This is a genomic window from Autumnicola musiva (genome assembly GCF_031846585.1).
In the GTDB taxonomy this organism is placed as follows: domain Bacteria; phylum Bacteroidota; class Bacteroidia; order Flavobacteriales; family Flavobacteriaceae; genus Autumnicola; species Autumnicola musiva.
The window spans coordinates 1-25493 of record NZ_JAVRHK010000029.1 but is presented as its reverse complement, the minus strand read 5'-3'; the positions used below and the strand labels follow the sequence as shown (position 1 = coordinate 25493).

Genomic DNA, 25493 nt, shown 5'->3' with positions numbered 1-25493 from the left:
TAAATAATTTAACTATTAGTAAACTTTCTTTTTTCTCCTATTATTTGATCCAATTTACTGATATCTGAGCTCAATTTATTTTCTAATACCCTTGCATAGATTTGTGTTGTAGAAAGTTTTGTGTGACCTAATAATTTTGAAACCGTTTCAATAGGTACTCCATTGGAAAGAGTTACAACAGTTGCAAAAGTATGCCTTGCAGAGTGAAACGTAATTTTCTTTCTAATGCCGATAGAATCCATGACCTCTTTCAGATATTTATTGGTTTTCTGGTTGGATATAACCGGAAAAACTTCATTCGATTCTTTTACCGGATGTTCCTTATATTTTTTAATGATTTTTTTTGCAGGATTTAGCAGCGGAACTTTTACAGACTGCTGTGTTTTTTCTCGTTTGGTATAAATCCAGTCTTTACCATCCATCCCTTTCACAAGATTATCAGTGGTTAGTTCTTTAAGTTCTATATAAGTTAAGCCGGAATAGCAGGAAAATAAAAACATATCCTTTATTCGTTCAAGGGAAGCACTGGTGAAGACCGTGTCTTCTAATATATGCAGTTCTCTTTCCGTTAGGAATTGCCGATCATTCTTTTCAAACTTAAAGCTGTAGCTCTTAAACGGATTTTTCTCCAGCCATTCTAATTTTATGGCCAGGTTTAGTAATTTCTTTAGCCGTTCCAGGTGCTTCATAGTGCCGTTAGTTCCACAAGTTTTTCTAGCTTTCTTAGGGCTGTAGCTTCTAAGGAACATTTCAAACTCAGTGATGAACTGGTAATTGATATGCTTCAGGTAAACGTTATCGGTTTTCTTTTTCTTCTTTAAAAATTCTTCAAGATATTTTGCGGTGGTACGGTAGTTTTTAAGCGTTCCCCATTTGAGAACATCTTTCATTTTATCATTGTGATAAGTTACGATGTCTTTGATGGTTTTATGATCTTCATCTAAGCCTGAATAAGAGGCTTTAATATTGGCAGCAGTAATAAGTTTATCTTTGTCCAAAAGCTTCTTATGGGTATCCAAAAGTTGAGAATACACCTGGTCCAGATAGCTGTTTAGTTTTTTAATTCTGGACGTAGTTCCTTTAAGTCTTCCTTTGGAATTATCCCATTCATTCACTGAAGTCTTTCTTTTGAGACTCATTTCAGAACATTTCCCATTTACGGTAATCCTGGCATAGATGGATAAATCATTTGAATTCCGGTTCAGTTTTCTGGTAAAGAAAAGCACGGAAAAGGTTGTAAATTCTTGCATTTCGAACGTCTTTTAAATGAAACAATAGTTACAAAGACGAAAGTCAAATCAACCGAAATGTTCTTCTAAGATAGTGAATTGTTGGAAAAAAAGTATTCACCGAATCATTCACTGAAATGGATGAATTCATAGGATATCAGATGATATCATTAAAAACAAAAAACACTGAAAATCAAGTGATTAACAGTGTTTTAGTCCTTTTTTCGATAAGGTTCGTCGGGGTGGCAGGAAATACTAAGGCTTCTCTTAAAAGCCGCTGAAATCTATCCTGTAAATTGTGAGCAATTGGCTGTTTAGCCCAAACTGTTAAGACTCCAACTTGAGACGGGTCCATCGGGATTCTTTCCGTAGCAACTTTAGGATTAATTTCTATAAATCCTTCACTGCTGGTTTGCCCATTTTTATGATGATTCTGAAATTTATATTTTTTGTAAGTATTCTAGAAGCTTTTACTCATGTTATGTACAAAAACTGCAGTTATAGGTCGCGAACGGTGATTTTTAATGCGTTTCCTGCTTCAAGTTCGCTGACACCTCCTCCACTGTATTTGACGGTATATCGTCTGCTTTTAATACAATAGTTTTTTGCAATATTGAAGGTTGTCTTTACACTATCATGTGGTGGTACTTCGATATAGCTTTCAGGAGGTGGGGGCATCACTCTCCTGGCCATGGCTCCCTTAAAGGCTGCCTTGTTCCCCTGTTCATCAGTGACTTCCATGTATTTTCCTACTCGTGGTTCAAAGGGGGTTTCCCATTTCCAGAATTGCTGCACTCTATCGTTATCATTAATTACTGTAAACGACATCACAACGGAGTCTTGTTTAAAAGTCATTTTTCAGTTACTAAATGTATTTTGAGTTTACTCGTCTTATTACTCTTTACTCTCTTGCTTCACTTTATGTCCTACAGAATCCGCCTTATGATTTTTACAACCTAAGCACGTGGTAGCAGCAATGAAAATAAAAATAGAGAGTTGACGTATCATATTTTTGTATTGTCAAATTTTTTGTATTCATAATGGTAACTAAATTGTTCAGGATTGTGAAGGCCATCAATGGATAGTTCTTGCTTTACATTTAAAAGATTTTTCTGGTGCAGAATAGTATGTGTGAAGTCTTCTTATATGGCATGAATTATATTTGCAACGTTTTACCATTCTTTCTACAAAGCGGCTAATTTACTTGCATATCAATAATCACCCTGATTATAAATCCGTAGTTTAGGATTTTAACTTCTGTTAAGAAGTAATTCATTTTTAAATTCACTTTCACAATAAATTTCTCAATACATAGAAACTAATGAGAACAAATGGTATAGGGTCATGAGCTGAAAGAAACAAATGCGAAGTTTTTACTATAATTCAAGTTTCTGTAAATCCAAATTATAAACCTTTTTTTTATTTTCATATGTTTTATTGAGGCGTCTGGTAAAATCATCAAGTTCTTCCGAAACGAGATGTATATTATGGAGGTATTCATTGAGTTCTTTTCTACTGATCTCTTCATCCATTTCGAACAGGGAAGTTAGTCCCAAGAGAGAGGTCACTGGTCTTCTTAAAACATGGGATATGTCAAAAGCTATTTCTTCCAGAACATTTTCGTATTCTATCTGATTGGATATATTCTGAAAAGTACCATACCAGACTATATCTCCATTCGGCAATTTTTCGGGGTTAGCTTTACCCTTATACCACGTTATTCGATTAGCTTTACCAACTATTCTAAAAACAACAGACCATGTTTCCTGTTTTTGAGAAGATCGAACAATATTTTTTTTAAATAACAGCAAATCTGAGGGATGAATATAGTTTAGTAACTTATGTGGAATAGCTTTAATTTCATCATAAATTAAATCTGGATGAAAATTCTCAATGCCTTTACTAATGAAATCGAAAAAATATTCTTTTTTTCTATTCATCTTAAACTGAAAAACGACACCTGGTGCTAAATCGATAATTCTTTTAAGTTTTTGCGCACTTTTTTCTATTGTCTCTTGCTGTTGATATATAGTTTTTCTAGAATTAAGATGGTCCATTGCTTTTTTCGCCAATAACTGCAGTGCTTCTTTTTGATTTTCTGTAATGGACCTAGGCTTTGTATCGATTACACACAAGGTGCCCAATACGTTTCCGGAAGGTGTTTCTAAGGGTGCACCAGCGTAAAACCTAATATTAGGATTACCTGTAACTAAAGGATTATTTTTAAAACGAATATCCTCATGAGAATCATTGACCACAAGTACTTCTTTGGGCTTATGAAATGAGTGTTGACAAAATGAATCTTCTCTCGTGGTTTCCGCTGTATCTAAACCAATATTGGATTTAAACCATTGTCGGTTCTTATCAATCATTGTAACCAATGAAATTGGTGTTCCGATAATTAAGGAAGCAATTTTAGCTAATTCATCTAATTCTATCTCAGGAGGAGTATCCAGTATTTTATAATCAATTAAATCTTGAATTCTTTCTTCTTCTTCCATTTATATCAAAAATAAAAAGCAGTACAGCTGAATAATTAGTCATATATCGATTTTCAATAAAACAAAATAGAAAATAATTCCTACATTTTATAGTTGACCCACTTATTTTTATTTACAGCACCTCAATCATGTGAAAATTCCATCAAGGCAAATTTTCATATAATTTTGAGTTACTTTTTGTTAGCTACAGCTATTTTGTATTCAAGAATTATCTTCAAAGCCTTTCATTTGTAATAGAACAAACTGGATTTAAAATAATGATGATTTAGTTATACATTATCCTCTTCTCCCTAAAGCTTCGATCAGCTTTTTGAGGGACATTTGAAACCTATTTAAATTTTGTTAAGTAAAAAAATATACATTTGTGTTTAAAAATTTTAATATGGAGAGGTTAAAAGTGCATAGTCAAATGCTCATTATTAGCATAGTAATATCAGTAATGGGTTTATTTCTTTTAATATATTCTATTTTCTAGTTTTAATTTTAATAAATCAACATCCTTGGCTATTTTTAAAACATTTACCCTTGCATAAATCTAAGTTGTCGATAATTTTTGTAGGTGTTAATAGTTTGGATATCGTTTCAATTGATACTCAATTAGCCAGGGTCACCGTTGTGGCAAAGGTATGTCTGACAGCATGAAACTAAGCATTTTCCGGATCTTTGCTTTTTTGGGCGATTTCCTTTAGGTTTGATTAGCTTTCTGTTTATAATAAACCGGCAACAACTTTTCTGTGCCGTCAATTTTTGGATGTTTTTTATTAATGATACAGGATAGGGTGGGGTTCTTTTCAATCCAGTTCAGATGTTCCGCCAGTCGCATCAGCTTCTCCAACCGCTCCATGTGCTTCATTATTTCCATCATGCTGAAGAGTAAAGATAAGGACCGAAGATAACTTTCAATGCCTAACTGGTACTCGATCTGTTTTAAATAGATATCTGAAGTACGATGTTGTTTTTTCAGGTTCTTCTTCAGGTAATTCTCTGTAGTCCTTGAATTCTTCATGGCTCTATACTTAAAGACACCGGATGTTTTTTGATTATGATAATCTAGAAGATAAAGTAAAGTATAATGTTGATTGTCATTATCATAATCCAACAAAGATTTAGAACCACACACAGAAGAAGATGTAAAAAGCCATTTAATTACCAATTGCAGAAGATCACAATTGTCAAGTTATATTTATTCCAAGAATGTTAAAATTAAACACATGACATTTAATACATTGTGACAATAATAATTACGTGTTTAATCGCTAATCTTTTATAAGATATGAATTAGAGGATTAAATCCTCATTTGGAATAAATAGTTGCCTCCAGATAATTCCGGAAGCAGCTATTTCCTAAAAAAAACTTGATATCAGAAAGAATTCAATGCTTTCTGATATCCGAAATTGTTCTTATTGAATTTAAATTTGATAACGGTCTCATGGGATCCGTTATGATAATTCCCAAATTCATTGATAGCGAAATCATAGGAATAGCCTACTAAGAATCCGTTAAAGACTTGGAAACCTGCCATCCCGCTAATAGATTCGTTATAACGGTAACCCAGCCCAAAACTCAGCCTGTCATAAAGCAAAAAAATTGGCGTTGGTATTGAGAGTGATATGATTCCCTTCCACGATATGAGCCAGAACTGAAGGCCTGAAGATCAAATCCCTGTTCCTGTTGAGTGGAAACATATAACCGGCCAAAACATTAAATTGCAACTTATCTGCCACAACATTCATGATCTTATCGTCATAGAAATCTTCCTTAAAGAAGTTAGGAACTGATAATACTAAAAACCATGAATCTGAGGAAAGAAGGGCTCCAGCACCCACCCTCGCATAAAATTTATTGTCGAGAGTGATATTCGCATTATCAGAAGGATTTTCAAAGCTTCCCTGCGTAAGGTCAATATCCAATAAAGAACCTCCGGCATTTACTCCCAATGCCAGAATAATGTTACGGTTCACCTTAATATTATAGGCGTAAACGGCGGCAAAAGATTTATAAGAAGAAGGACCAATCTTATCATGGAAAAGATTAAGACCAATCCCCATCTTATTACCATTCAGGGGCGAACTGAAGCTAAGCCACTGCTTTCTTATCATCTACTATTTGTAATCCTTCTTCAATACAAGAATAAATTGTGAAGCTTAAAAAGAATGTTAACAGAATTTTGTAAAAATTTCCCAGGTTTTATTGTTTTAAATTAGAATTAATGGGGTGTTTGTTTTCAAATAAACCAGTTTATACTTTATTAACGAGTGAAAACCAAAACAGGGTGAAAAAAAAATTATTTTTTCTCATATATTCAGTGGAGACATACTCAATATTGAAAGGGTTTGGCGAAAATAAAATTTTCTTCATAAATTCTTAGGAGTTTTTACCCCATTAGTAATTAAGCAGCCAGCATATCCGCTAAAAGCTTTAAATCGTTTATTAATTGATTCGAATTCTGTACCATATCGTTCACTTTTTAATTCTAACCACACATAAAGCACTGTAAATCAGTGATTTATGTTTTTAAATTTATTTTAAATAGATTATTCAGTCCCCATATAGTCCACATTGTTTTATTTTTAGAACTTGAATTGCATGGGCAGGATATACCTCTCTTGTGTTTTAACTAGAAATAACAACATTTCATAGTAGTTAAAATCAAATTCAATTAATGGTATATAAATTAAAACATCTTAATTTGATGCTCATTTCGTATTGAAGTTCAGGAACTACAGAATTTGTACTTTCTGCGCAACAAATAATAATCATCGCTCCACTATTTTTGTAAACAACACCTTCTCGATTTGACTATGTTTTAAAAACGCTCCCGATTACGCTCTTGGTCTGCAAAAGTACTAAAGCAATCTCCGCGCAGATAATATTGATTGGCTTTCCTGAATTACTATACTGATTTAAAAAAAAGACCAGGCTGGCATCATTCCGCCTTTACGCAGGAATAAAACATGATTTTCCCTTTTTCAATTTTATTTGTGGTAATTTTATCTTCTGTACTTCACAAAAACATGCACGATATGCGGCAGTGGAATAACTAAGAACGAGGTCTTATTTTAAATTTTGTTTTATTTCCCCCCATTTTCATTTTAACTTTACCCGATTAAACTTTAGGAAGACTGGTTTATGAAAAAGAAAATTATAAAAAAAGGCTATTACAGCCTTCTTTTAGGTTCAGTTGTGGTAGGTATATTGGCAACGGTATTAGGATATACCTTGAAGAAAATAACCGCTTTTGTCGAAGAATTTTTGCTGGACCAGTTTCGGGAAATTCCTATACTATATGTGGCTGCACCCATTGTAGGTATCGCATTGATTTACTTTTCCCGGAAGTACTTCTTTAGGGGTAAAAAGAATAAGGGAATAAAAGAAATATTTCAAACACTGGAGCATCGTAAGGAAGAACTGCCTTTTTATAAAGTGCCTTCTCATTACATCAATGGGTTCTTTACAGTGATTTTTGGTGGCTCCACGGGTATAGAAGTTTCAACCGTAGTAGCTACTGCCGCTTTGGGCGCTTCGGTCTATAAGAAGGATTCTGTTGCAAATATCTACAAAGCCGAATTGATTTGTGCAGGGGTTGCTGCAGGAATCGCCATATTATTTGGGAGTCCTATTGCGGGGTTCTTGTTTTCTATAGAAGTAATATCCAGGAAAGTGACCAAAACCATGATTATCAGTTGTGCTATTTCAGTACTTATAGCTTGGAGTTTTGTCATTATTCTCGATGATCAACCGATTTTCGATCTTTCGGTTTCTCATTACGCTGCTAAAGCAATTCCTTTTATGATTGGACTTAGCATCCTGGCAGGTATGGTTGCTGTGTATTTCACTAAAAGTGTAATCTTTATTAAGGGATCATTTGGAGGAATTAAAAATAAATTCTTACGGGTAATTACCGCTGCGATATTGGTAGGAATTGTGATTTACTTTTTTCCTGCTCTATATGGAGACAGCTATCACGCACTCAATCCACTCATATCATCATTAGATCATGGGGACATTTCATTTAGCACAGTGATTACTTTGTGTATTTTGGTTCTACTGAAACCTTTGGCTGCTTCATTAACTTTGGGTGCCGGTGGGGACGGCGGTGTATTTGCTCCGAGTATCATTACGGGAGCCTTTTTAGGAATTACAGTGGCTTTGCTCTGCAATCATTTTTTAGGTACTCAACTTATTATAATCAATTTTGCATTAATAGGAGCCGCAGCAATGTTAAGTGCTGCAATCCATGCGCCATTAACAGCATTATTTCTTACCTGTAATCTAGTCGGTGGAGGTTTCGTGCTCTTTATTCCCATCTTAATTGGAGTATTTATTGCAAAGCAAACTGCCAAATTTCTGTGTGATTATACGGTGTATACCTATGATAGAAAAAAGAAAAATCTTTCTTTTGAAATTAAATGAGGAGGTTTTAGGCAGATTGAACAATTGTTTCTAATCTAAAACTGAGTGAAACTATGTGCCTATCTTATCAATTTCCTTCATCAATCTATCCGTCGCGGTGAGCGTGACAATTATTTTTTGGTAGTGCAAAATGTCTTCAAATTTTAATTCCCGGTCTTTGCGGTCTTTCAGCCATTTTTGCCGATTTAATGGTTTGCCCAATAAAGCTGCAAAAATCTTTGATCAGGTTTTCAAACTGCTCGAAATTTTCGGGATTGGGTATAATTTTATCGTTTTCTATTTCAGCGATCTTTATTTCGTGAACCATTTTACCATTTTGAAAAAACTGAAACCACAAATAATCGGTAATAATTAAATTATCAAGCGCGTTGCGGTAGAGCGTAAACTGCTCTTTATAGGTTTTAGAATTTAGATCTTTCCCAACATCTTTGGATTCAATATACCCAATGGGAATTTTCCACTTGGTCAGGACATAATCGGGGTTCCCACAATCGGTTATGTTTGCGGGTTCGTTGGTTACGTCAATAATTGGGAAAAGATGGCGAATAAGATTTTCAGGATCAGTGCGGTAGGAATGTTCCCTTGGAATTCCCGATTGATATCTGTTATCAATAATTTCAGGATACTGAGCTATGTTCATAAAGATTGCCGTTATATTAGAACCTGAAATACGCCTGTAAGGCCAGGAATAATTGTAAATATTTGAAAAGTAAAGCTACTAAAATATCTTAAATATCCAAGGTGCGAAAATTTCTCATTTACATCCGATTTTTAATTTTAAACTTTTTGAAATATCCATTATGAGCGTTTAAAAATCAATAATCGTGTAAGGATGCTGTCTTAAAAAATGTATCTTCGGACTGGAGTGAACACGTCACAGAGGCAAATTATAATGAATGCGAAGCCATTATTAAAAAAGAAAGACTATCTGTAGGAAAACTGTTAATAGGCGGTAGATTTTATTTTTCTGCCTACCTTATTTCAACTCAGATCATTGGAAATATATATATAATTATAAAATGGGAAGACCTTCTACAAAAACAAAAGATTTAAGGGATGGTTATTATATTGAGGTTAGAAATAAAAACCAGAGAACCGGTGTTAAAATCCGGAGGGATACTAAGGAACAACTCCTGCTTGCCATTGAAGAATACAAGGAAAGTAAGGACGTAGTGATTTTAGGAAAATCAAAAAACGGGAAAATGATAGAAATTCCAGACCTTTAACGAATCAAATAGTGTTTAAATGCCACCTGAAATCTCCATATCCAGGAAGCTTAAAGAGCGGGTAAAGGAACTTTCCTGTCTATATGAAGTATCATCTGCTATTCGCAAACATTCCGATTCCATTATGGAAACATTGGAAGAAATTTGTAAAATCACAAAACAAGCCTGGTTATATCCAGATCATGTGATTGTGAGATTAGAATTTGAGGATTTTAATATTTTAACTTCAGACTCTCCAGAAAATTCTATTTTTCAACAAAGTGATATTTTATCATTTAATGAAATTAAAGGTTTTATAAGAGTTTCGTATGATATCGAAAAGTTAAGCGAGGCTCATTTTTTAAAGGAAGAACAAAAACTTCTGGATAAAATTGCAATTGAAATCAGTGAGTTTTTTGAGCGCAGGGAAATAATAAAAAAAGAAGAACTTTTAAAAAGAGGTGCAGAACGCAATGACCGGCTTTCTATTTTAGGAGAAATTACTGCCGGTATAGCTCATGAGCTCAATACCCCTCTTGGCAATATTCTTGGGTTTGCAGAACTTATAAAATCCAGTTCTAAAGAAAGCCAAACCCGGAAAGACATCGAAAAAATTATTAAAGCAGCCATCTATTCAAGAGAGGTGGTAAAAAAATTAATGTTTTTTGCCTGCGAAATGCCCCAGCACAGGGAATTTATTAAAATAAAACCTGCAATTGACCAGGCGCTGGCATTACTGAGTCCAAATTTTAAAAAGGCCGAAATTATTTACCGGTTCGAAATTGACAATCCGGAACTGGAGGCACAAATAGATGCCATTCAATTTACCCAGGTGTTATTCAACCTTCTTATCAATGCTATTTACGTTTCTCCAAAAAAGACTACTATTTTTATTAGAGTTTCTAGCACAAAAAATAATTTCCAATTGGAAATAAAAGATGAGGGGCCGGGAATTTCGGCCGATATTATATCGAAAGTTTTTGAGCCTTTCTTTAGCACTAAACCTGTAGGCGAGGGTTCCGGTTTGGGATTAAGCGTGGTGCACGGAATTGTAAAAAGTCATCGTGGAGAAATCATTACTTTTGATAATAAACCCAGAGGTACGGTATTCCAGGTTACACTTCCTTTGAAAAGTTAAGCTATGGCATTAAAAAATGCAAATATCCTCATCGTGGATGATGATTATGATATGTTGGAATTGTTGCAACGCCAGCTTCAGGATCTCCATTTTCATGCCTACAAAGCCGCATCAGTTATTGAAGCAATCAATATTTTAAAGTTTAACGCGGTCGACCTGCTTATTACTGATTTACAAATGCCAGGTATTGGCGGTATGGAATTAATAAAATATGTAGAAGAACATTTTTCCAACGTTCCAAAATTGGTGATAACCGGGTACCCTTCTGTAGATGGCGCTTTAAGTGCAATCAAATCAGGAGCACTGGATTACTTGGTGAAGCCTTTCACTGCAGAGGAACTTAAAAGAGCCGTGGAAAAATCCCTTCCTAAAAAATCTTTTCATTCTGAGGATCAGAAGCGAACAGAGGTAAAATCAATGGTATATGCCGGTATCGTAGGGCAATCTGAGAAAATTGAACAATTGATTGATCTTATAGAAAGGGTTAAAAATAATCGTGCAACCGTGCTCATCCAGGGAGAAAGTGGAACCGGCAAAGAGCTGGTAGCACGTGCCATACATTATAAGGGTGCCTTTGCGGCAAATCCTTTTATAGCGGTTAATTGTGGTGCTATTCCTGAAGAATTGCTGGAATCGGAACTATTTGGATATAAAAAAGGAGCATTTACCGGGGCCAACGAAAACCGCCAGGGGTTCTTTCAGGCCGCTTCGGGGGGAACTATTTTTTTAGATGAAATCGGTACAGCCTCACCATCCATTCAGACCAGGTTATTACGTGTGCTTCAGGAAAAAGAAGTACGCCGAATTGGAGAACAGAAAGCACAAAAGATAGAAATCCGCATTGTTGCTGCCACCAATAACGACTTGCTTCAAATGGTTCAAAATGGTAGTTTTAGGGAAGATCTTTATTACAGGTTAAATGTGGTAAACATTAACACCCCTCCTTTACGAGAGCATAAAGAGGATATCCCGTTTTTAGTTCAAAACTTTTTAAAAAAATATGCCGCTGAATACGGCAAATCTAACGTTAGTATAACCGAAAAGGCATCTGAAATTTTACAACGTTACGATTGGCCGGGCAATGTGCGGGAATTAGAAAATGTGGTACAGCGGATTATCATAATGAGTGAAAAGCTAATTGATGTACATCATCTTCCCGGGCATCTTAAGTATTCCTTACCTACAACAGATGAGCTGTTAAAACCGCTTCATGAGGTTGAAAAAGAGCATATATCCAAGGTCTTATCCAAGGTGGATAACAATAAAACCAAGGCTGCCGAAATTTTACAGATAGATCGAAAAACTCTTAGAAATAAGCTGAAATAATTCTTTTTTTTCAACTGGAGCATTTCTCTCCTGCCGGGGCATTTCTCCCCGGATTCTCTATTGCTTAATTATTTTAATTACAACATAAACCTCTGAATTTTAGCAATTTAAGATTTAAGCCCTGTTTTATATTTTTTTGGGCATAAGCTTTGTCTTTTAGCTAGCAAGAAAAAATAAACTTATGAAATATGGATTTAACTAAGGAAAAAGCAATAGCTGCAAGTCCAAATCATACAGACCAACAGCGGCTTCCCCAGGAGATGCTAAAAGGCTTATGCTTTAATTGCGATCATCGTAAATACTGCACCTGGAAAGAGAATAGAAAATTATTTTGTGAACATTTTCAATAAAACTATATATGCTTAATACTAAAGAAGTTAATAAACAATCAATGTCCACTACGGTGATGAACCAGTTCAATAAAACTGCGGACCTCATTGATTTAAACCCGAACATTAGGAAAATCCTGGGAATTACCAACAACGAAATCGTTGTTCATTTTCCTGTTAAAATGGATAACGGGGAAGTGGAAATCTTTACCGGTTACCGGGTACAGCACAATAATGCATTAGGGCCATATAAGGGAGGCTTACGTTATCATGATACCGTAGATATGGATGCAGCAAAGGCCCTGGCTATGTGGATGACCTGGAAAACTTCACTCGCAGGACTTCCCTATGGAGGAGCTAAAGGAGGAATAAAGATTGATCCTAGAAAGTATTCTGATTCAGAATTAGAACGGATTACCAGGCGCTTTACTTATGCTTTAGGTGAAAACATAGGCCCGGAACATGATATCCCGGCACCAGATGTGAATACCAATGCTCAAACAATGGCCTGGATTGCGGACACCTATATGTCTACTATATCTACTTCTGAACGTTCTCATAACCAACATGTAGTTACCGGGAAACCGGTAGGCTCGGGGGGATTGGAAGGTAGAGATAGGGCTACCGGTTTTGGGGTGTACCTTAGTATAAAACTCCTGCTGGAAACTAAAGGAGAAAATTTAAGGGATAAAAAATTTATAGTCCAGGGTTTTGGTAATGTTGGATACTGGGCATCCCATTTTATTTCTAAAGAAGGGGGCAAATTAATTGCCGTGCAGGATGCCCATGCCACGCTATTCGATGAAAATGGAATTGATCCTGAGGCCCTGGCACAACATTGTGAACCCAGGAAAGGTTCCATTAAAGGATTTTCGGACGCGGTGGAAATAAGTGCAGAAGATTTTTTTGATCTGGACTGTGATATTGTAATTCCCGCAGCTTTAGGAAACCAAATCACCGCAGATAATGCCTTCAAAATTAAAGCTTCAATAGTGGCTGAAGGAGCAAATGGCCCAACCGACAATAATGGAGAGCAAATCCTGCTGAAAAATGGTGTTACTATACTACCTGATATTTTCTGCAATTCGGGGGGAGTGATAGGAAGTTACCTTGAATGGCTACAGAATCGAAACGGAGAGATGTGGCAGCTTGAAGAGGTAATGGCTAAAATTGAGAAAAAAATTACTGAGAACTTTCACAAGATTCATTCTGAAGTGAAGCAGCGAAATATAGATTGGAGAACTGCAGCATTTATTCTTGCCATTTCCCGAATTGAAACAGCGTATAAACAAAGGGGTATTTTTCCTTAACAATATTGACAAATAAATATAGATATGAAATACGGAGAATTAATTGTAGAAAAAAAGGAATATGAGTTTTTAAGACAACTTATGTCCTTGGCTAAATATTATAAGGATACTACTTATAAGGCTTCCATATATAAATTAAATGAAGAATTAAAGGCAGCTAAAATTGTTTCAAGGAATAAAATGCCTGACGATGTGATAAGATTAAATTCTATCGTCACCATCCAGACCCCTTTTGCGGTAGAAAAAACTTATCAACTTGTTACGCCAGACAAAAGTGACTTAAGGAATAATAAAATTTCCATATTGGCTCCCATGGGACTCGCTCTTTTTGGGTATGCTGAAGGCGATGCTATAGAATGGCAATTTCCGGGAGGAGATAGTACTATAGACATAATAAAGGTGGCACAGGAAGATTACATTTTAAATCCCAAGCATTATGATAAGCAACATTCAGGAACATCACAGTGAAGAGGAAATTCAAAAAATGAGTATGGAGAATGACAGCAAGCTTTGGAGAACGCAGTTGGAGTTTTACGTTTCAGAAATTGAATTTTATCTTTCTTTACTAAGATCTTCTTTAATTGAAAAAACAAAATTTAATACTGTAGACGCTAATTACCTGTTGAAGCAATTTCAGGACCTCAGGGAGATTAATGAATTTCATCTGGAAACCTGTATACATTATCAATGGAAATTACCTCAGGTAGAGGAATGTGATGATGTACAATGTGATCATGAGTTTTTAAAATCTCATCTACTGTTAAAAAATAAGCTGGAAAAACATTTTGATGAAATCAGAAATTTAAAGGAATCAGCTTTCACTTATTTGGAAATTGATAACAAATAAATTTCTTGTTTCAGGTATACAGGATTGTGTTTTGTCTTAATTGATCCAGATAGTTCGAGAAATCCTTCCTTTTTAGAGAAGATTAATTTTTCAGCAACAAGTATCGGACTATCTGGTCTTTAAAAATTATTATTATGAAAAATAAACTTTTCAAAAGTCTGGGCCTGGTATTATCAGGAATCATAGTTCGATCCCTTTACCTGCATAAAGATTTATATTTTAGGATTTGGGAGGAGAACAAAACGACCGTTATTTTTCTTGTAAGCATTTTTTTCCTTTTAGTATTTATGGTCACACGCTTCCAGGGCGTGGAGGATACACATAACGATTAAAACCCTCAACCTGAAATGGTTTAAGGCTGTTCTTATGATGCAATCACAAATTAACTGATAACCTAAATCCGGCATTCAGTTTTTCATTCAGAATTGGAACTGAACATGCAGAACTATCTAAGAATTCATCTGCAAAGAAAAACGCTATTCTTGACCGAAATCATTGATAATTGGAATATTTAATTGTACAGGCAGAAAATTGAAGAATAGATTTGAAATATTTGTTAGCATGAAATTGTCAATTTTGAAAAAACTTAGTTCATTTCTATTCTGGAGTCCTGTTGCTCGAAAAGAAATTATATTGAGTGAAAGACCAAAATTGGCAAAAAAGCCATTGGATCACAAAAATAAAACATTGAAAACACTTTTATGGCTTGATGATAAGCTAAATCCAATGGACACCCGGATGGACTGGCTGGCATTTAGTCCCATTGGTAGGGAAGTAGAGGTAGTCTGGGTAAAAAACATGATGGAATTTAGAAATTGGATTCAGAAAAATGGCTTGCCAGATGCTATTTGTTTCGATCATGATCTCGGCGATAGCAGTCCCAACGGATATGATTGTGCAAAATGGTTAATAAAATATTGCCAGGAGAATCAATTATCACTTCCATTATGGGCTTCACAATGTACTAACCCTCTGCAAAAAGCAAATATAAACAAGCTCCTTAGAAGTTTTGTTCAGAGGCCTCAAAGAGTTGACTTTCATGTTAAGTCCAGTTAAGATTGTTTTTCAACCGCTGTAAATATAATTGCAGTTTTCTACTAAGTCTTTCAAAGTTCCTTAATTTGCTTCTGAAGAGCTTTAAAAAGCGTAAAGAATACGGCTCTGCCACAAGAGAGTTTTATTTCTAAAGATTCTAGGAAATTCTGGGAACGAAATGGTGTTTAATTTTGGAATTAGAAATTTTGACACTAAAATAAGTTGATGACAATAGAAGCATTATTTTTATGGAATGGACCATAAATTGAAAGTGTTTAAAGAAGTAGCACTCACCAAAAGTTTCACGAAAACTGCCAAAAATCTTTTTATCTCCCAGCCTGCGGTATCCAAAACCATCAAAAACCTTGAGCAGGAATATGGAAAAGCATTTTTTGAGCGGAAGGGAAATCATAAAGAACTTACGCCTGAAGGCCATTTATTTCTGGATTATACGGATAAACTAATTAACATTTATGCTGAAATGTCCAATGCGTTTAGTTCTTTCACTAACAGTTTGCCTTCTTCTGTGAAGTTGGGAGCAAGTACTACTATAGGTCAATATATAGTTCCAAGAATAACTGCCGGTCTTAAAAAAAAAATACCCCAATTTCAGGATGAATCTAATTTGCGGAAATACGGGAAAAATCCAGGAGCTAGTGCGATCCGGTCAAATTGATTTCGGGATTGTGGAAGGGGAAAACCATGACACACGGTTGCATTACGAAAAATTTGTGAAAGATGAACTGGTATTGGTCACCAATGCCAATAATAAAGAAATTCAAGACACGATTAATATTGAGCAAATAAAACACCTGCCCTTCGTGGAGAGGGAACCGGGTTCCGGCACCCAGGAGGTTATCAAAAATGCCTTGGCAAAACAGGAAATCCATTCCCTGAAAATCACTTCTGTTTTAGGAAGTACTGAAAGTATTAAATCTTACCTCACCTATTCCAGTCATTTCGCATTTTTATCTATTCACGCTATCAGCCATCAGTTATTGGAAAATCAACTGCGTATAATTGAAATTGATGGGTTCAGCATTAATCGTTGGTTCTATTTTATGTCCCGGCAGGGTTTTCAGTCCAAAACCAATCAAAAAATTCAAAACCTGTTCCTGGAACAGTATAACCAAAAGTAATGGCCCATCATTAATTGTTTCGCGCAAAAACTGCTGATTCACGCGTCCTTTGTACAAAATAAAAGATGCGATGAAAACAACAATGATAAATATTTTATATGTTCTCTTGATCCTGCTATGTCTAAGTGGATATATTAACAGTCCGGTCGCACTAATCCTCGGCTTCCTCTTCACTTTTTTCTTAGGCAAACCTTTTGAAAAATTTACCGGTAAAACCATTCAGTACCTCTTGAAAATTTCTGTAGTGGGCCTTGGTTTTGGGATGTACCTGATGGAAACTATAAAAACGGGAAAAGAAGGTTTTACCTTGACAGTTATTACAATTTCGGCCACCTTAATTTCAGGATTTTTCCTTGCCAGATTCCTCAAAATAGAAAAAAAGTTGGGGCACCTTATCTCTTCGGGCACCTCCATTTGTGGTGGGAGTGCTATCGCTGCAGTTTCCCCGGTTATAAAAGCAAATCCCCAGATAATCTCTCTCGCATTAGGGGTGGTGTTTCTACTGAATTCTGTAGCCCTATTCATCTTTCCTGCCATCGGCCACTTTTTTAATATGACGCAGCAGCAGTTTGGCTTATGGGCTGCCGTGGCCATTCACGATACCAGCTCGGTTATTGGTGCAGCGCTGGATTATGGCGAAGAAGCATTAAGGGTGGCCACTACGGTAAAATTGGCTCGAACCCTCTGGATCATTCCGGTTTCTATAATCTCCACGTTTTTATTTAAAAATAAAGATGAAAGAATAAAAGTTCCCTGGTTTATTCTGTTTTTTATTGTGGCTATTCTCCTGAACACTTATTTAAATTTACCCGCTGCGCTTACGCAAAGTATAACCGGAATTTCAAAACGCCTGCTCATTGTTACTCTTTTCCTGGTGGGTACCACGCTTTCCATAAACGATGTTAAAGAAACCGGCACCAGAACTTTTGTTTTCGGTATAATGCTCTGGATATTTATCTCAGTAATTTCGCTGTTATTTGTTCTGAATTAATCCGGAATAAACATAGAACATAGAGTCAGATTGAAACTATTTAGCCGTACGCTTTTCTGAAAAAACGTCCATAATAAATTTAGCTCAATTTTAATAATATTGAAGCTTCAGGCTCCTGAGTTGTTTTGTATCTTATTTTGAAATTTTTGGTTATTTTAAATAACGCTTATGATTGCTGCTATTACCTTATTCCTAATCATTACTTTATCTGCTCTTATTACCAGGATAGCGTCCATCGCCCTTGCTCATACTGGTTTGTCTACTCAAAGCGCACGATTTCAGGCACGTTCGGCATATACAGGGACAGGTTTTAGCACTTCCGAATCTGAGAAAATAATGAACCATCCGGTTCGTAGAAAAATTGTGTACACCTTAATGTTGATTGGAAATGCTGGGATTGTAACGGCCATGTCTTCTTTAATCCTCACTTTTGTACTTCCCGATACTTTGACTTCTAAACTTTACGGCCTCCTTATTATTGTAGGCGGACTTGGCTTTCTTTGGTGGGCCATTAGAAGTGACTGGGTAGATCGTGGCCTCTCAAAAATAATCAACAGGATGCTCCAAAAATATACCGACATCAATGTCCAGGATTATGCCGCGGTTCTGCATTTGCATGATAATTACCATGTAAGTGAAAAAAGAGTAGAAGCAGATAGCTGGCTGGCCAATAAGACCTTAATAGAACTGGATTTAAGAAAGGAAGGCATCACCGTGCTTGGAATAGATCGCCAGGGCAAAGATTATTTAGGCTCCCCCTCGGGAAATTCAAAAATACTTCCAGGTGACTTAATTACACTTTATGGAAAAGCGGAGGTTTTTGAAAACATCTATAACAGATCTAGGTACCTGGAGGGGGATATTCAACATAAAGAGTATGTGAAAAAAGAGAATCAACGAAAAAAAGAACAGAGAGAATAGTATTTTTCGGGAGAGTGTTCGCCAAATTTTTATTCCCAATTTTTTCCAGTTTTCATGCTTTTATTTGTAACAACTAAAAATATAAAAATTATGAAAAGTATGAAAGTAGCGGCACTTGCACTAATTGCAACTGCAGGGGTAAGTGCTCAAGATTTAGCGAAGAATGAAATTCCTTTAGAATTAATGTCTCGGTTTGAAAATGAATATTCGAACGTTAAAGATGTTGAATGGGAGATGGAAGGTGAGAACTATAAGGTTGAGTTCGATATGGACCGAAACGATCATCAAATATGGTATTCAAAGAATGGCAAAAGAATTAAGTTGGAAAAAGAAATTGGAGAAAACGAACTGCCTGGTGCATTGCCAACACCATTAAAGATAAATATTTCGGTTATAAAATAGATTCTATAGAAATGACAGAAGAAGGAAGTAAGAAAATCTTCGAAATTGAACTTGAAAAAGGTTGGACTGAAGAGAAGATTGTGATCTTTAATGAATCAGGTTCCGTAATAAATGAATGGGAAGATTAATGGAATTTGATAATTTAGTATTTAAGCCCGGAGAAATTAGGGCTTTTCTATACCTAAAATAAAACCTTTAAGAAAAAAATGTTTTCAGGAAGTATTGCAATGGCCATTTGCGAATCTAATGAGTCCAGATTTAAACAGTATAAAACAAAAGCATGTAAAGGATGTCCTGTGCGGGAACTCTGTACCACCGCTAAAAATGGAAGGGTACTAGCCAGGAATATATATACTTCAGTCTACCAGGAAAACAAACGAAATATGGAGGCTGATCCTGAATTGTACCGCCAAAGGCAAGCCATTGTAGAGCATCCTTTTGGAACCATCAAACGGCAATGGGGCTTTGACCACATCCTTCCAAAAAAAGGCAGGAAAAGAGCCTCGGCCGATGTGGGCCTTATCTTTACAGCCTACAATCTCAAACGGATCTTGAACCTTCTGGGTAAAAAAGCGTGGAATAGCTTACTAGAGACCATCTCCCTTTGTAATTTTGCCTTCATAGCTGCACACAGGATGATTTTAAAACCGCATACACTTTTTAAATGCCAACAACATTTATGCGTCATTTTATAGCCTTTATTAAAAAAGCCTATGTTGGTCTTTAATTGCCAAAATAAACAAGGTCATTAGACAGACTGCCGTTAGCTGTAATGGTAAGAAACTAAAACTTATTCTTAATATTTTGATTTCATTCTCATTTTGAATACGAAAGTTGAAAATTTAATCATATGAACTTTGTGTTTGACAAATTGAAAAGCAAAAACCAGCATATCAAACAATTTACTCTTGCACCAAATGCAAAAGCAGGGGTTTTAATAACCAATATTCAAAAAAAAGCTGATCACCACAATATCTCTAAACCACATAGAGATGACCACTATCTTCTACTATTTGCTTTTGAAGGTTCGTTCTTTTTCAAAATTGACTTTGAAGATGTAAAATTAATGGCACCATTTATACTGAAAATAGAACCTAATCAGGTACATCAACTTGTAGAATCAAAAAATGTAGATGGGTGGGCTATTGGAATTGAAGAATTTATTTTGGAATCTGAATTTCAAACCTATTTGGAAACAAAATGGACTTCGCCAATATCACTAAAGAATAAAGAAAATATTGAACACTTTAATACTATTTTGGAATTAGGGAACCAACTGCAAATAACCTCTGGTGATATTTATACTAGTAAATCTATTTTGTTTTTAATCAATTCTCTACTTTGTTTAATCATTAAGGAAACCGAAAAAGACAAAGGGAAAATCAGCACAAAAGAAAAGCGTGGATACATCATTGAACAAGAATTTAAAAAATTATTAAAAGTAAATTTTAAAAAATGGAAAAGCCCATCGCAATATGCTTCTGAACTTTCTATTTCCGTATCACATCTTAATGACACCATAAAAGAACTGACCCAAAGTTCTGTTTCTAATCATATTCAAAACATCTCAATCCTTGAAGCAAAACGCTTATTATATTTTACAGATAGTAGTGTAAAAGAAATTGGTTACGAAGTGGGCTACGAAGACCCTGTCTATTTTGGGAAACTATTTAAGAAAATTACAAGCTTCACCCCACTTCAATTTAGAAAACAATTCCGTAATTAGGACTATCCTTTCATTCTTTGAGCCTATTCTAAACGTATATACCTTTCTACTTTTGTATGGTAACAAAAAGTTATTATTATGCAACAAGAAATTAATGTTAAAAAAATCAATCAATCGGTTAAAAAAGTAGGAGATATTTTTTTAAATGAATACAAACAGGATGCTATTCCTCAAAATATGGAGGAGCTATTAAAAAAAATGGATGACATTGATAAGTTCGTTGTCTCATCTTTAAAAAAAAGATTAGCATCTGAATTCCCCAGTACACCATGGATAATCGGAGACGAGTTTGACACAGATGCACAAAGAAAACCGGCTGAAATGCCAGAATATTGGATTTGTGATTCAATGGACGGTGCCATTCAGTATTTACAGCATATTCCCGGATGGACTATAAATTTAGCGCTTATCCGAAACGGAAAACTTCACTTTTCTGTAATCTATGATCCACTATCTGATGAATTATTTTGGGCAAAAGATGGCGAGGGAGCTTTTATGAATGATAAAAAAATTACACTTAGCAACAAAACAGATTTTGCGTCAATGATAGCTGTTTTTGAATATGGACACCAAGACAAATCAACGAACAACTTAATTCAAAAAACAGGTCCGACAATTACGAATTTGCTTGAAAATTTTGGAGTTGTAAGAAACTTTGGTCCGCACGGTTTACAATTGGCCTACGTAGGTGCAGGAAGAATTGATTTGTTTATTCAAGAAGACCTTGACACATATAATTGGCTTGCGGGAATACTAATTGCGAAGGAAGCAGGAGCAGAAATATTAACAACGAATGGAAATTCTTGGCATTGGGGTAGCGAAAGTTTATTAATTGCAAAAAAAGAAACAGCACAAAGGTATTTACAAACAAATTAACAAAACAATGAAAATAGCAATCATAGGTGCTGGAGGAGGTATTGGGTTACAAACCGTAATTCAAGCCTTAGATAAAGGTCATAAAACAACGGCTCTTTCCAGAGATACTTCAACAATTCCTAATCATAAATTATTAACTAAAATAAATGGGAGTGCAACTTCTGTATCAGACTTGAAACAAACCATAAAAAATAAAGATGCAGTTTTAATAACAGTTGGCACAAAAAACAAAAAAAATGTAACCTTATTTTCTGAAATAGCAAATGCAATAATTCAGGCTACAGATGAAATGAATTTCACCTCACCAGTTATTACGATTACAGGTTTTGGTTCAGGAAAGAGTAGTAATTATTTGAATTTTTTTATGCGTATTGCTATCAAGTTTTTCCTAAAAGAGCAATACATTAATAAAACCTTAATGGAAGAGTTACTTGCAAAAAGTTCAATAAAATGGGAAATAGTTAGACCTGGAATGCTCACAAACAGAACGTTAACCAAATCGTATAAAGTATTGCCTGAGCTTGAAAAAGGTATGAAGGTAAATAGAATTTCAAGAAAAGATGTCGCCCATTTTTTATTATCAGAGGCGGAAAAACCAGAGTTCATTCACAATTATGTTGCATTAACGAGCTAAAATTAGGAAAGAACGAAAACACAATAAAAGGGTATAAAACCATTTTGATTAAATTCACATTTTGACTACAGAAACCCTAAATTAGAACACATTCAGCAAAATCATCCATACGATCTTTGTATTTCATAATTAAAAAAAGAGAAATATGAAAATTGTATTAACAGGCTCATTGGGTCGTATTGGAAAGCCACTAACACAAAGTTTAGTCAAAAACGGGCATTCGGTAACCGTTATTGGCAGTAAAGCCGAAAGACAAAAAGCAATCGAAACTCTTGGGGCAAAAGCAGCAATCGGCAGTATGCAGGATGTTGATTTTTTAAGTACAACATTTAAAGGTGCTGATGTTGTTTACCTGATGATAGCTTGGGATGCCATAGGTCACCTCTTCAATAAAAACATCAATTTTCCTATTGAATTTAGAAACATCGCCAACAAATATAAACAAGCCGTAGAGCGGTCGGGCGTAAAAAAAGTGGTGCATTTAAGTAGCATAGGAGCACATACTAAAGAGGGTATTGGTAGCCTTTCAGTTTATAATGGTGTTGAGGAAATTATGAATCAATTACCAGCTAATGTGTCCATCAAATTTATGCGACCTGTCGCATTTTATCCTAACATTTTCCGATTTATGGAAAGCATCAAGACCGATGGAGTTATTATGCAAAGTTATGGTGGCGACAAAAAAGAGCCGTGGGTTTCACCGTTAGATATTGCAGATGCTATTGCAGAAGAAATGGAAAAACCTTTTGATGGCAGAAACTTTCGCTATATAGCAAGTGATGAAGTATCGCCAAATGAAGTAGCTACAATTTTAGGCGAAGCAATAGGAAATAAAGACTTAAAATGGCAGGCAGTTCCGGCTGAACAACTACTAAATGATGTGCTTGCATCAGGTATGAATGAATGGGTTGCCAAAGGCTTTATAGAAATGCAAGCCGCACAAGGAAGTGGTACTTTATACGAAGATTTTTATAAAAATAAACCAGACTTCGGCAAGGTAAAAATGAAAGATTTTGCCAAGGAATTTGCATCAGTTTATAACCAATAAATTTAAAAACAATGAAGAAAGTATTAATTACAGGCGCCAACAAAAGCATTGGCTTTGAAACAGCTCGACAACTATTGCAACAAGGATATTATGTTTATTTAGGTTGTCGTAGCATCGAAAGGGGAAATCTTGCCATAGAAAAATTGAAAAGTGAAGGGCTAACAAATTTAGAATTTATTAAAATGGATGTAAATGATTCTGTTTCGGTAGATGAAGCTAGAATTGAAGTGGGTAAAAAGACAGGTGTATTGGATACACTCATAAACAATGCGGGTATTAATGGCGGAATGCCACAGGAAGCATTAAGTACAACTATAGACCAATTGCAAAATGTGTTTAACACGAACTTGTATGGCGTGGTGAGAGTTACCCAAGCATTTGTAGATTTATTGCGTCAATCAGAACAGCCTCGTATTGTAAATGTATCATCAAGTGGTTGCTCTTTAGCTTTGCACAGCGACCCAACTTGGAAATATTATGACCATAAATCTGCTGTGTATGCACCGTCAAAGGCAGCTATGAATATGTACACCATTGCATTGGCTTATGAATTGAAGAATGCAAATTTTAAAGTGAATGCTGTTTGCCCAGGATTTGTGGCAACCGATTTTAATGGGCATCGTGGCACTGGAACGGTCCAAGAAGCAGGAACTCGTATTGCAAAATATGCCACAATTGGCGAAGATGGCCCATCGGGAAAATTCATTAGCGAAGAATATAATCCCGAAACAGGTGAATGTCCTTGGTAGAAGGCAAGCTAAATATTTTGTAAATTTATAATATGAAAAAAGCAGGAAATAATTTTCAAATATTTCAATCTTTATCCGACTTGCATCGGGTGCTTGGCTTATCAAAACCATTGCACCCGATGATAAGTTTTACAGATATTAAGAACATAAAAATATTGCCTAAAGAATTAGGTAATTCTTTTATACTTAACTTTTACAAAATTTCTTATAAATCAGACCTCTGTGGACAAGCAAAATATGGACAGAATTATTATGATTTTGGAGAAGGCGGATTGGTTTACACCGCACCAAATCAAATTTTTGAATTAAACCATAATCCAAGTACGGGTTATTTATTACTAATTCACCCCGATTTTTTGTTAAGCTATCCATTGGCAAAAAAAATCAAGCAGTTTGGATTTTTTGGGTATTCAGCTAATGAGGCATTACATATTTCGGAGAAAGAAAAGGAAATCATATTTTCGATTTTTAAAATAATTGACGAAGAGTTACAAAACAGAATTGATGATTTTAGTCAAGATGTAATTATTTCACAAATAGAATTATTGCTAAATTATAGCAATCGCTTTTACAAGAGACAATTCATTACCCGAAAAGCAGTAAATAACGACTTGTTACAAAAGTTGGAAGTAGTTTTAGATGATTCTTTCAATTACGAAAAATCATTAATCCAAGGAATTCCGACTGTACAATTTCTTGCCGAACAATTAAATATTTCACCAAGTTATTTAAGCGACCTTTTACGTTCTTTGATTGGGCAAAGTGCACAACAATACATTCATAGTAAACTTATTGAAAAAGCAAAGGAAAAATTATCGACTACAAATTTGACTGTAAGCGAAATTGCCTATGAGTTGGGTTTTGAACATTCACAATCATTTAGCAAACTTTTTAAAACAAAAACGAACCTTTCACCATTGGAATTTAGACAGTCTTTTAATTAAATCGACAGCATAGAAACAAAGCCACTACAGCTAACAATGGTAACCGTTGCACAAGCCAATAATTTTTGGAATTCTCGATGACCAAAATCCTTGAGGGGTCAGCATCACCAGTATATCCAAATAAGGATAATAAGAATATCATATCACAATTAGAACGTTTTTTGAGTTATTCGCTATTGAAATTGAACTCAAAAAGTATTCATGATTTTAGATATGTATTAAATATAAGTTTTGCAAGACAGAATAGCTTCGTGCAGTATTATCAATTTTAAAACAAGATAAAAAGTTTAATCACAAAAAGTTAATTCCAGTGTTTCTATATATAGTGCTTAAATGTAAAAAATCATGGAATCTTTCGCATACAAGTATTAGAAAAGCGCTCATTATTTTTAGAAATAAATACAGATTATCAATTTATTACCGTGAATTTAACTATGAACAAATATGTGCAGGATTTAATTTCTTTGAGAAGTAATTCATTTTTAAATTCACTTTCACAATAAAATTATCAATACATAGTAACTAATGAGAACAAATTGTATAGGGTCATGAGCTGAAAGAAACAAATGCGAAGTTTTTACTATAAGGGTCTGTAAATTAAACTCTGTCTGATGTTTCAATTCCTCTGGGGCTAGCTCCAGAGGAATTGGCGTTTATGTCCAGTGGTATCCTGTCCCCAAATTTAATATAAAACTGCTGAATCGTAAGGTTCCATTTATGCAAAGGAGC

The 25493-nt window shown here is 35.1% G+C and carries 27 protein-coding genes and 1 pseudogene; 21 read left to right on the top strand and 7 right to left on the bottom strand.

The genetic code is table 11. The features are described from left to right. Positions 1-8 precede the first annotated feature (8 nt). From RM539_RS18985 to RM539_RS18965, 6 genes are all read right to left on the bottom strand, one after another. Positions 9-1250: a site-specific integrase gene (locus RM539_RS18985; protein ID WP_311505001.1), complete on the bottom strand. Its 1242-nt coding sequence runs from the start codon at positions 1248-1250 to the stop codon at positions 9-11. Between the two features lie 477 nt (positions 1251-1727). Beyond that, positions 1728-2057, bottom strand: coding sequence for a hypothetical protein (locus tag RM539_RS18980; RefSeq protein WP_311505000.1), 330 nt, complete (start codon positions 2055-2057; stop codon positions 1728-1730). 548 nt (positions 2058-2605) lie between these two features. Then, positions 2606-3730, bottom strand: coding sequence for a GAF domain-containing protein (locus RM539_RS18975; RefSeq protein ID WP_311504999.1), 1125 nt, complete (start codon positions 3728-3730; stop codon positions 2606-2608). Positions 3731-4415: 685 nt separating this feature from the next. Next, complete coding sequence (locus tag RM539_RS18970; protein ID WP_349254721.1) at positions 4416-4850, bottom strand: phage integrase SAM-like domain-containing protein; 435 nt, start codon at positions 4848-4850, stop codon at positions 4416-4418. A gap of 241 nt (positions 4851-5091) precedes the next feature. Then, positions 5092-5313, bottom strand: a complete 222-nt coding sequence (locus tag RM539_RS20180) for a type IX secretion system membrane protein PorP/SprF (RefSeq protein ID WP_432264647.1) — start codon at positions 5311-5313, stop codon at positions 5092-5094. Continuing rightward, positions 5303-5830, bottom strand: a complete 528-nt coding sequence (locus RM539_RS18965; protein ID WP_311504997.1) for a PorP/SprF family type IX secretion system membrane protein — start codon at positions 5828-5830, stop codon at positions 5303-5305. The genes RM539_RS20180 and RM539_RS18965 overlap by 11 nt, the downstream gene beginning before the upstream one ends. Before the next feature lie 1030 nt (positions 5831-6860). Here RM539_RS18965 and RM539_RS18960 point away from each other — a divergent pair. Continuing rightward, positions 6861-8144, top strand: coding sequence for a chloride channel protein (locus tag RM539_RS18960; RefSeq protein ID WP_311504996.1), 1284 nt, complete (start codon positions 6861-6863; stop codon positions 8142-8144). A 136-nt stretch (positions 8145-8280) separates the two neighbouring features. Here RM539_RS18960 and RM539_RS18955 read toward each other — a convergent pair whose 3' ends face one another. Continuing rightward, on the bottom strand, positions 8281-8784 hold the full coding sequence (locus tag RM539_RS18955; protein ID WP_311504995.1) for a hypothetical protein: 504 nt from the start codon (positions 8782-8784) through the stop codon (positions 8281-8283). Between the two features lie 379 nt (positions 8785-9163). Between RM539_RS18955 and RM539_RS18950 the strand changes: the two genes are divergently transcribed. The 20 genes and pseudogenes from RM539_RS18950 (at position 9164) to RM539_RS18855 (ending at position 24764) form a co-directional block, all read left to right on the top strand. Continuing rightward, positions 9164-9370, top strand: coding sequence for a hypothetical protein (locus RM539_RS18950; RefSeq protein WP_311504994.1), 207 nt, complete (start codon positions 9164-9166; stop codon positions 9368-9370). A gap of 19 nt (positions 9371-9389) precedes the next feature. Next, positions 9390-10487 carry a sensor histidine kinase gene (locus RM539_RS18945; RefSeq protein WP_311504993.1) on the top strand — a complete coding sequence of 366 codons (1098 nt, stop codon included), beginning with the start codon at positions 9390-9392 and terminating at the stop codon, positions 10485-10487. 3 nt (positions 10488-10490) lie between these two features. Further along, on the top strand, positions 10491-11813 hold the full coding sequence (locus tag RM539_RS18940; RefSeq protein WP_311504992.1) for a sigma-54-dependent transcriptional regulator: 1323 nt from the start codon (positions 10491-10493) through the stop codon (positions 11811-11813). 358 nt (positions 11814-12171) lie between these two features. Then, a complete protein-coding gene (locus RM539_RS18935) occupies positions 12172-13452 on the top strand; it encodes a Glu/Leu/Phe/Val family dehydrogenase (RefSeq protein ID WP_311504991.1) in 1281 nt (426 codons plus the stop codon). 24 nt (positions 13453-13476) lie between these two features. Beyond that, positions 13477-13920 (top strand): GreA/GreB family elongation factor, encoded by a 444-nt coding sequence (locus RM539_RS18930; protein WP_311504990.1) that lies wholly within the window; start codon positions 13477-13479, stop codon positions 13918-13920. Beyond that, positions 13889-14299, top strand: a complete 411-nt coding sequence (locus RM539_RS18925; RefSeq protein WP_311504989.1) for a hypothetical protein — start codon at positions 13889-13891, stop codon at positions 14297-14299. Before RM539_RS18930 ends, RM539_RS18925 begins: the two co-directional genes overlap by 32 nt. Positions 14300-14433: 134 nt before the next feature. Beyond that, positions 14434-14631, top strand: coding sequence for a hypothetical protein (locus tag RM539_RS18920; protein ID WP_311504988.1), 198 nt, complete (start codon positions 14434-14436; stop codon positions 14629-14631). Between the two features lie 355 nt (positions 14632-14986). Continuing rightward, positions 14987-15355, top strand: a complete 369-nt coding sequence (locus RM539_RS18915) for a cyclic-phosphate processing receiver domain-containing protein (protein WP_311504987.1) — start codon at positions 14987-14989, stop codon at positions 15353-15355. A gap of 232 nt (positions 15356-15587) precedes the next feature. Further along, positions 15588-16010, top strand: a complete 423-nt coding sequence (locus tag RM539_RS18910) for a LysR family transcriptional regulator (protein ID WP_311504986.1) — start codon at positions 15588-15590, stop codon at positions 16008-16010. Then, on the top strand, positions 15949-16473 hold the full coding sequence (locus RM539_RS18905) for a LysR substrate-binding domain-containing protein (protein ID WP_311504985.1): 525 nt from the start codon (positions 15949-15951) through the stop codon (positions 16471-16473). The genes RM539_RS18910 and RM539_RS18905 overlap by 62 nt, the downstream gene beginning before the upstream one ends. 70 nt (positions 16474-16543) lie before the next feature. Continuing rightward, the gene (locus tag RM539_RS18900) at positions 16544-17464 is read left to right on the top strand and encodes a YeiH family protein (protein ID WP_311504984.1); all 921 of its coding nucleotides are present in this window, start codon (positions 16544-16546) and stop codon (positions 17462-17464) included. A gap of 168 nt (positions 17465-17632) precedes the next feature. Beyond that, positions 17633-18385: a TrkA C-terminal domain-containing protein gene (locus RM539_RS18895; protein ID WP_311504983.1), complete on the top strand. Its 753-nt coding sequence runs from the start codon at positions 17633-17635 to the stop codon at positions 18383-18385. A 90-nt stretch (positions 18386-18475) separates the two neighbouring features. Next, complete coding sequence (locus RM539_RS18890; RefSeq protein WP_311504982.1) at positions 18476-18787, top strand: hypothetical protein; 312 nt, start codon at positions 18476-18478, stop codon at positions 18785-18787. 257 nt (positions 18788-19044) lie between these two features. Next, positions 19045-19350 (top strand): annotated as a pseudogene (locus RM539_RS20175) (transposase); the annotation flags it as partial. 287 nt (positions 19351-19637) lie between these two features. Next, positions 19638-20513, top strand: a complete 876-nt coding sequence (locus RM539_RS18880) for a helix-turn-helix domain-containing protein (RefSeq protein ID WP_311504980.1) — start codon at positions 19638-19640, stop codon at positions 20511-20513. A 78-nt stretch (positions 20514-20591) separates the two neighbouring features. Continuing rightward, positions 20592-21389, top strand: coding sequence for an inositol monophosphatase family protein (locus RM539_RS18875; RefSeq protein WP_311504979.1), 798 nt, complete (start codon positions 20592-20594; stop codon positions 21387-21389). A 7-nt stretch (positions 21390-21396) separates the two neighbouring features. After that, positions 21397-22023, top strand: coding sequence for an NAD(P)-dependent oxidoreductase (locus RM539_RS18870; RefSeq protein WP_311504978.1), 627 nt, complete (start codon positions 21397-21399; stop codon positions 22021-22023). Positions 22024-22168: 145 nt separating this feature from the next. After that, a complete protein-coding gene (locus tag RM539_RS18865; RefSeq protein ID WP_311504977.1) occupies positions 22169-23071 on the top strand; it encodes an NmrA family NAD(P)-binding protein in 903 nt (300 codons plus the stop codon). An 11-nt stretch (positions 23072-23082) separates the two neighbouring features. Next, entirely contained in the window at positions 23083-23820 is a 738-nt protein-coding gene (locus RM539_RS18860; protein WP_311504976.1) for an SDR family oxidoreductase, read from the top strand. Between the two features lie 32 nt (positions 23821-23852). Beyond that, positions 23853-24764 (top strand): helix-turn-helix domain-containing protein, encoded by a 912-nt coding sequence (locus RM539_RS18855; RefSeq protein WP_311504975.1) that lies wholly within the window; start codon positions 23853-23855, stop codon positions 24762-24764. Positions 24765-25493: the final 729 nt, after the last annotated feature.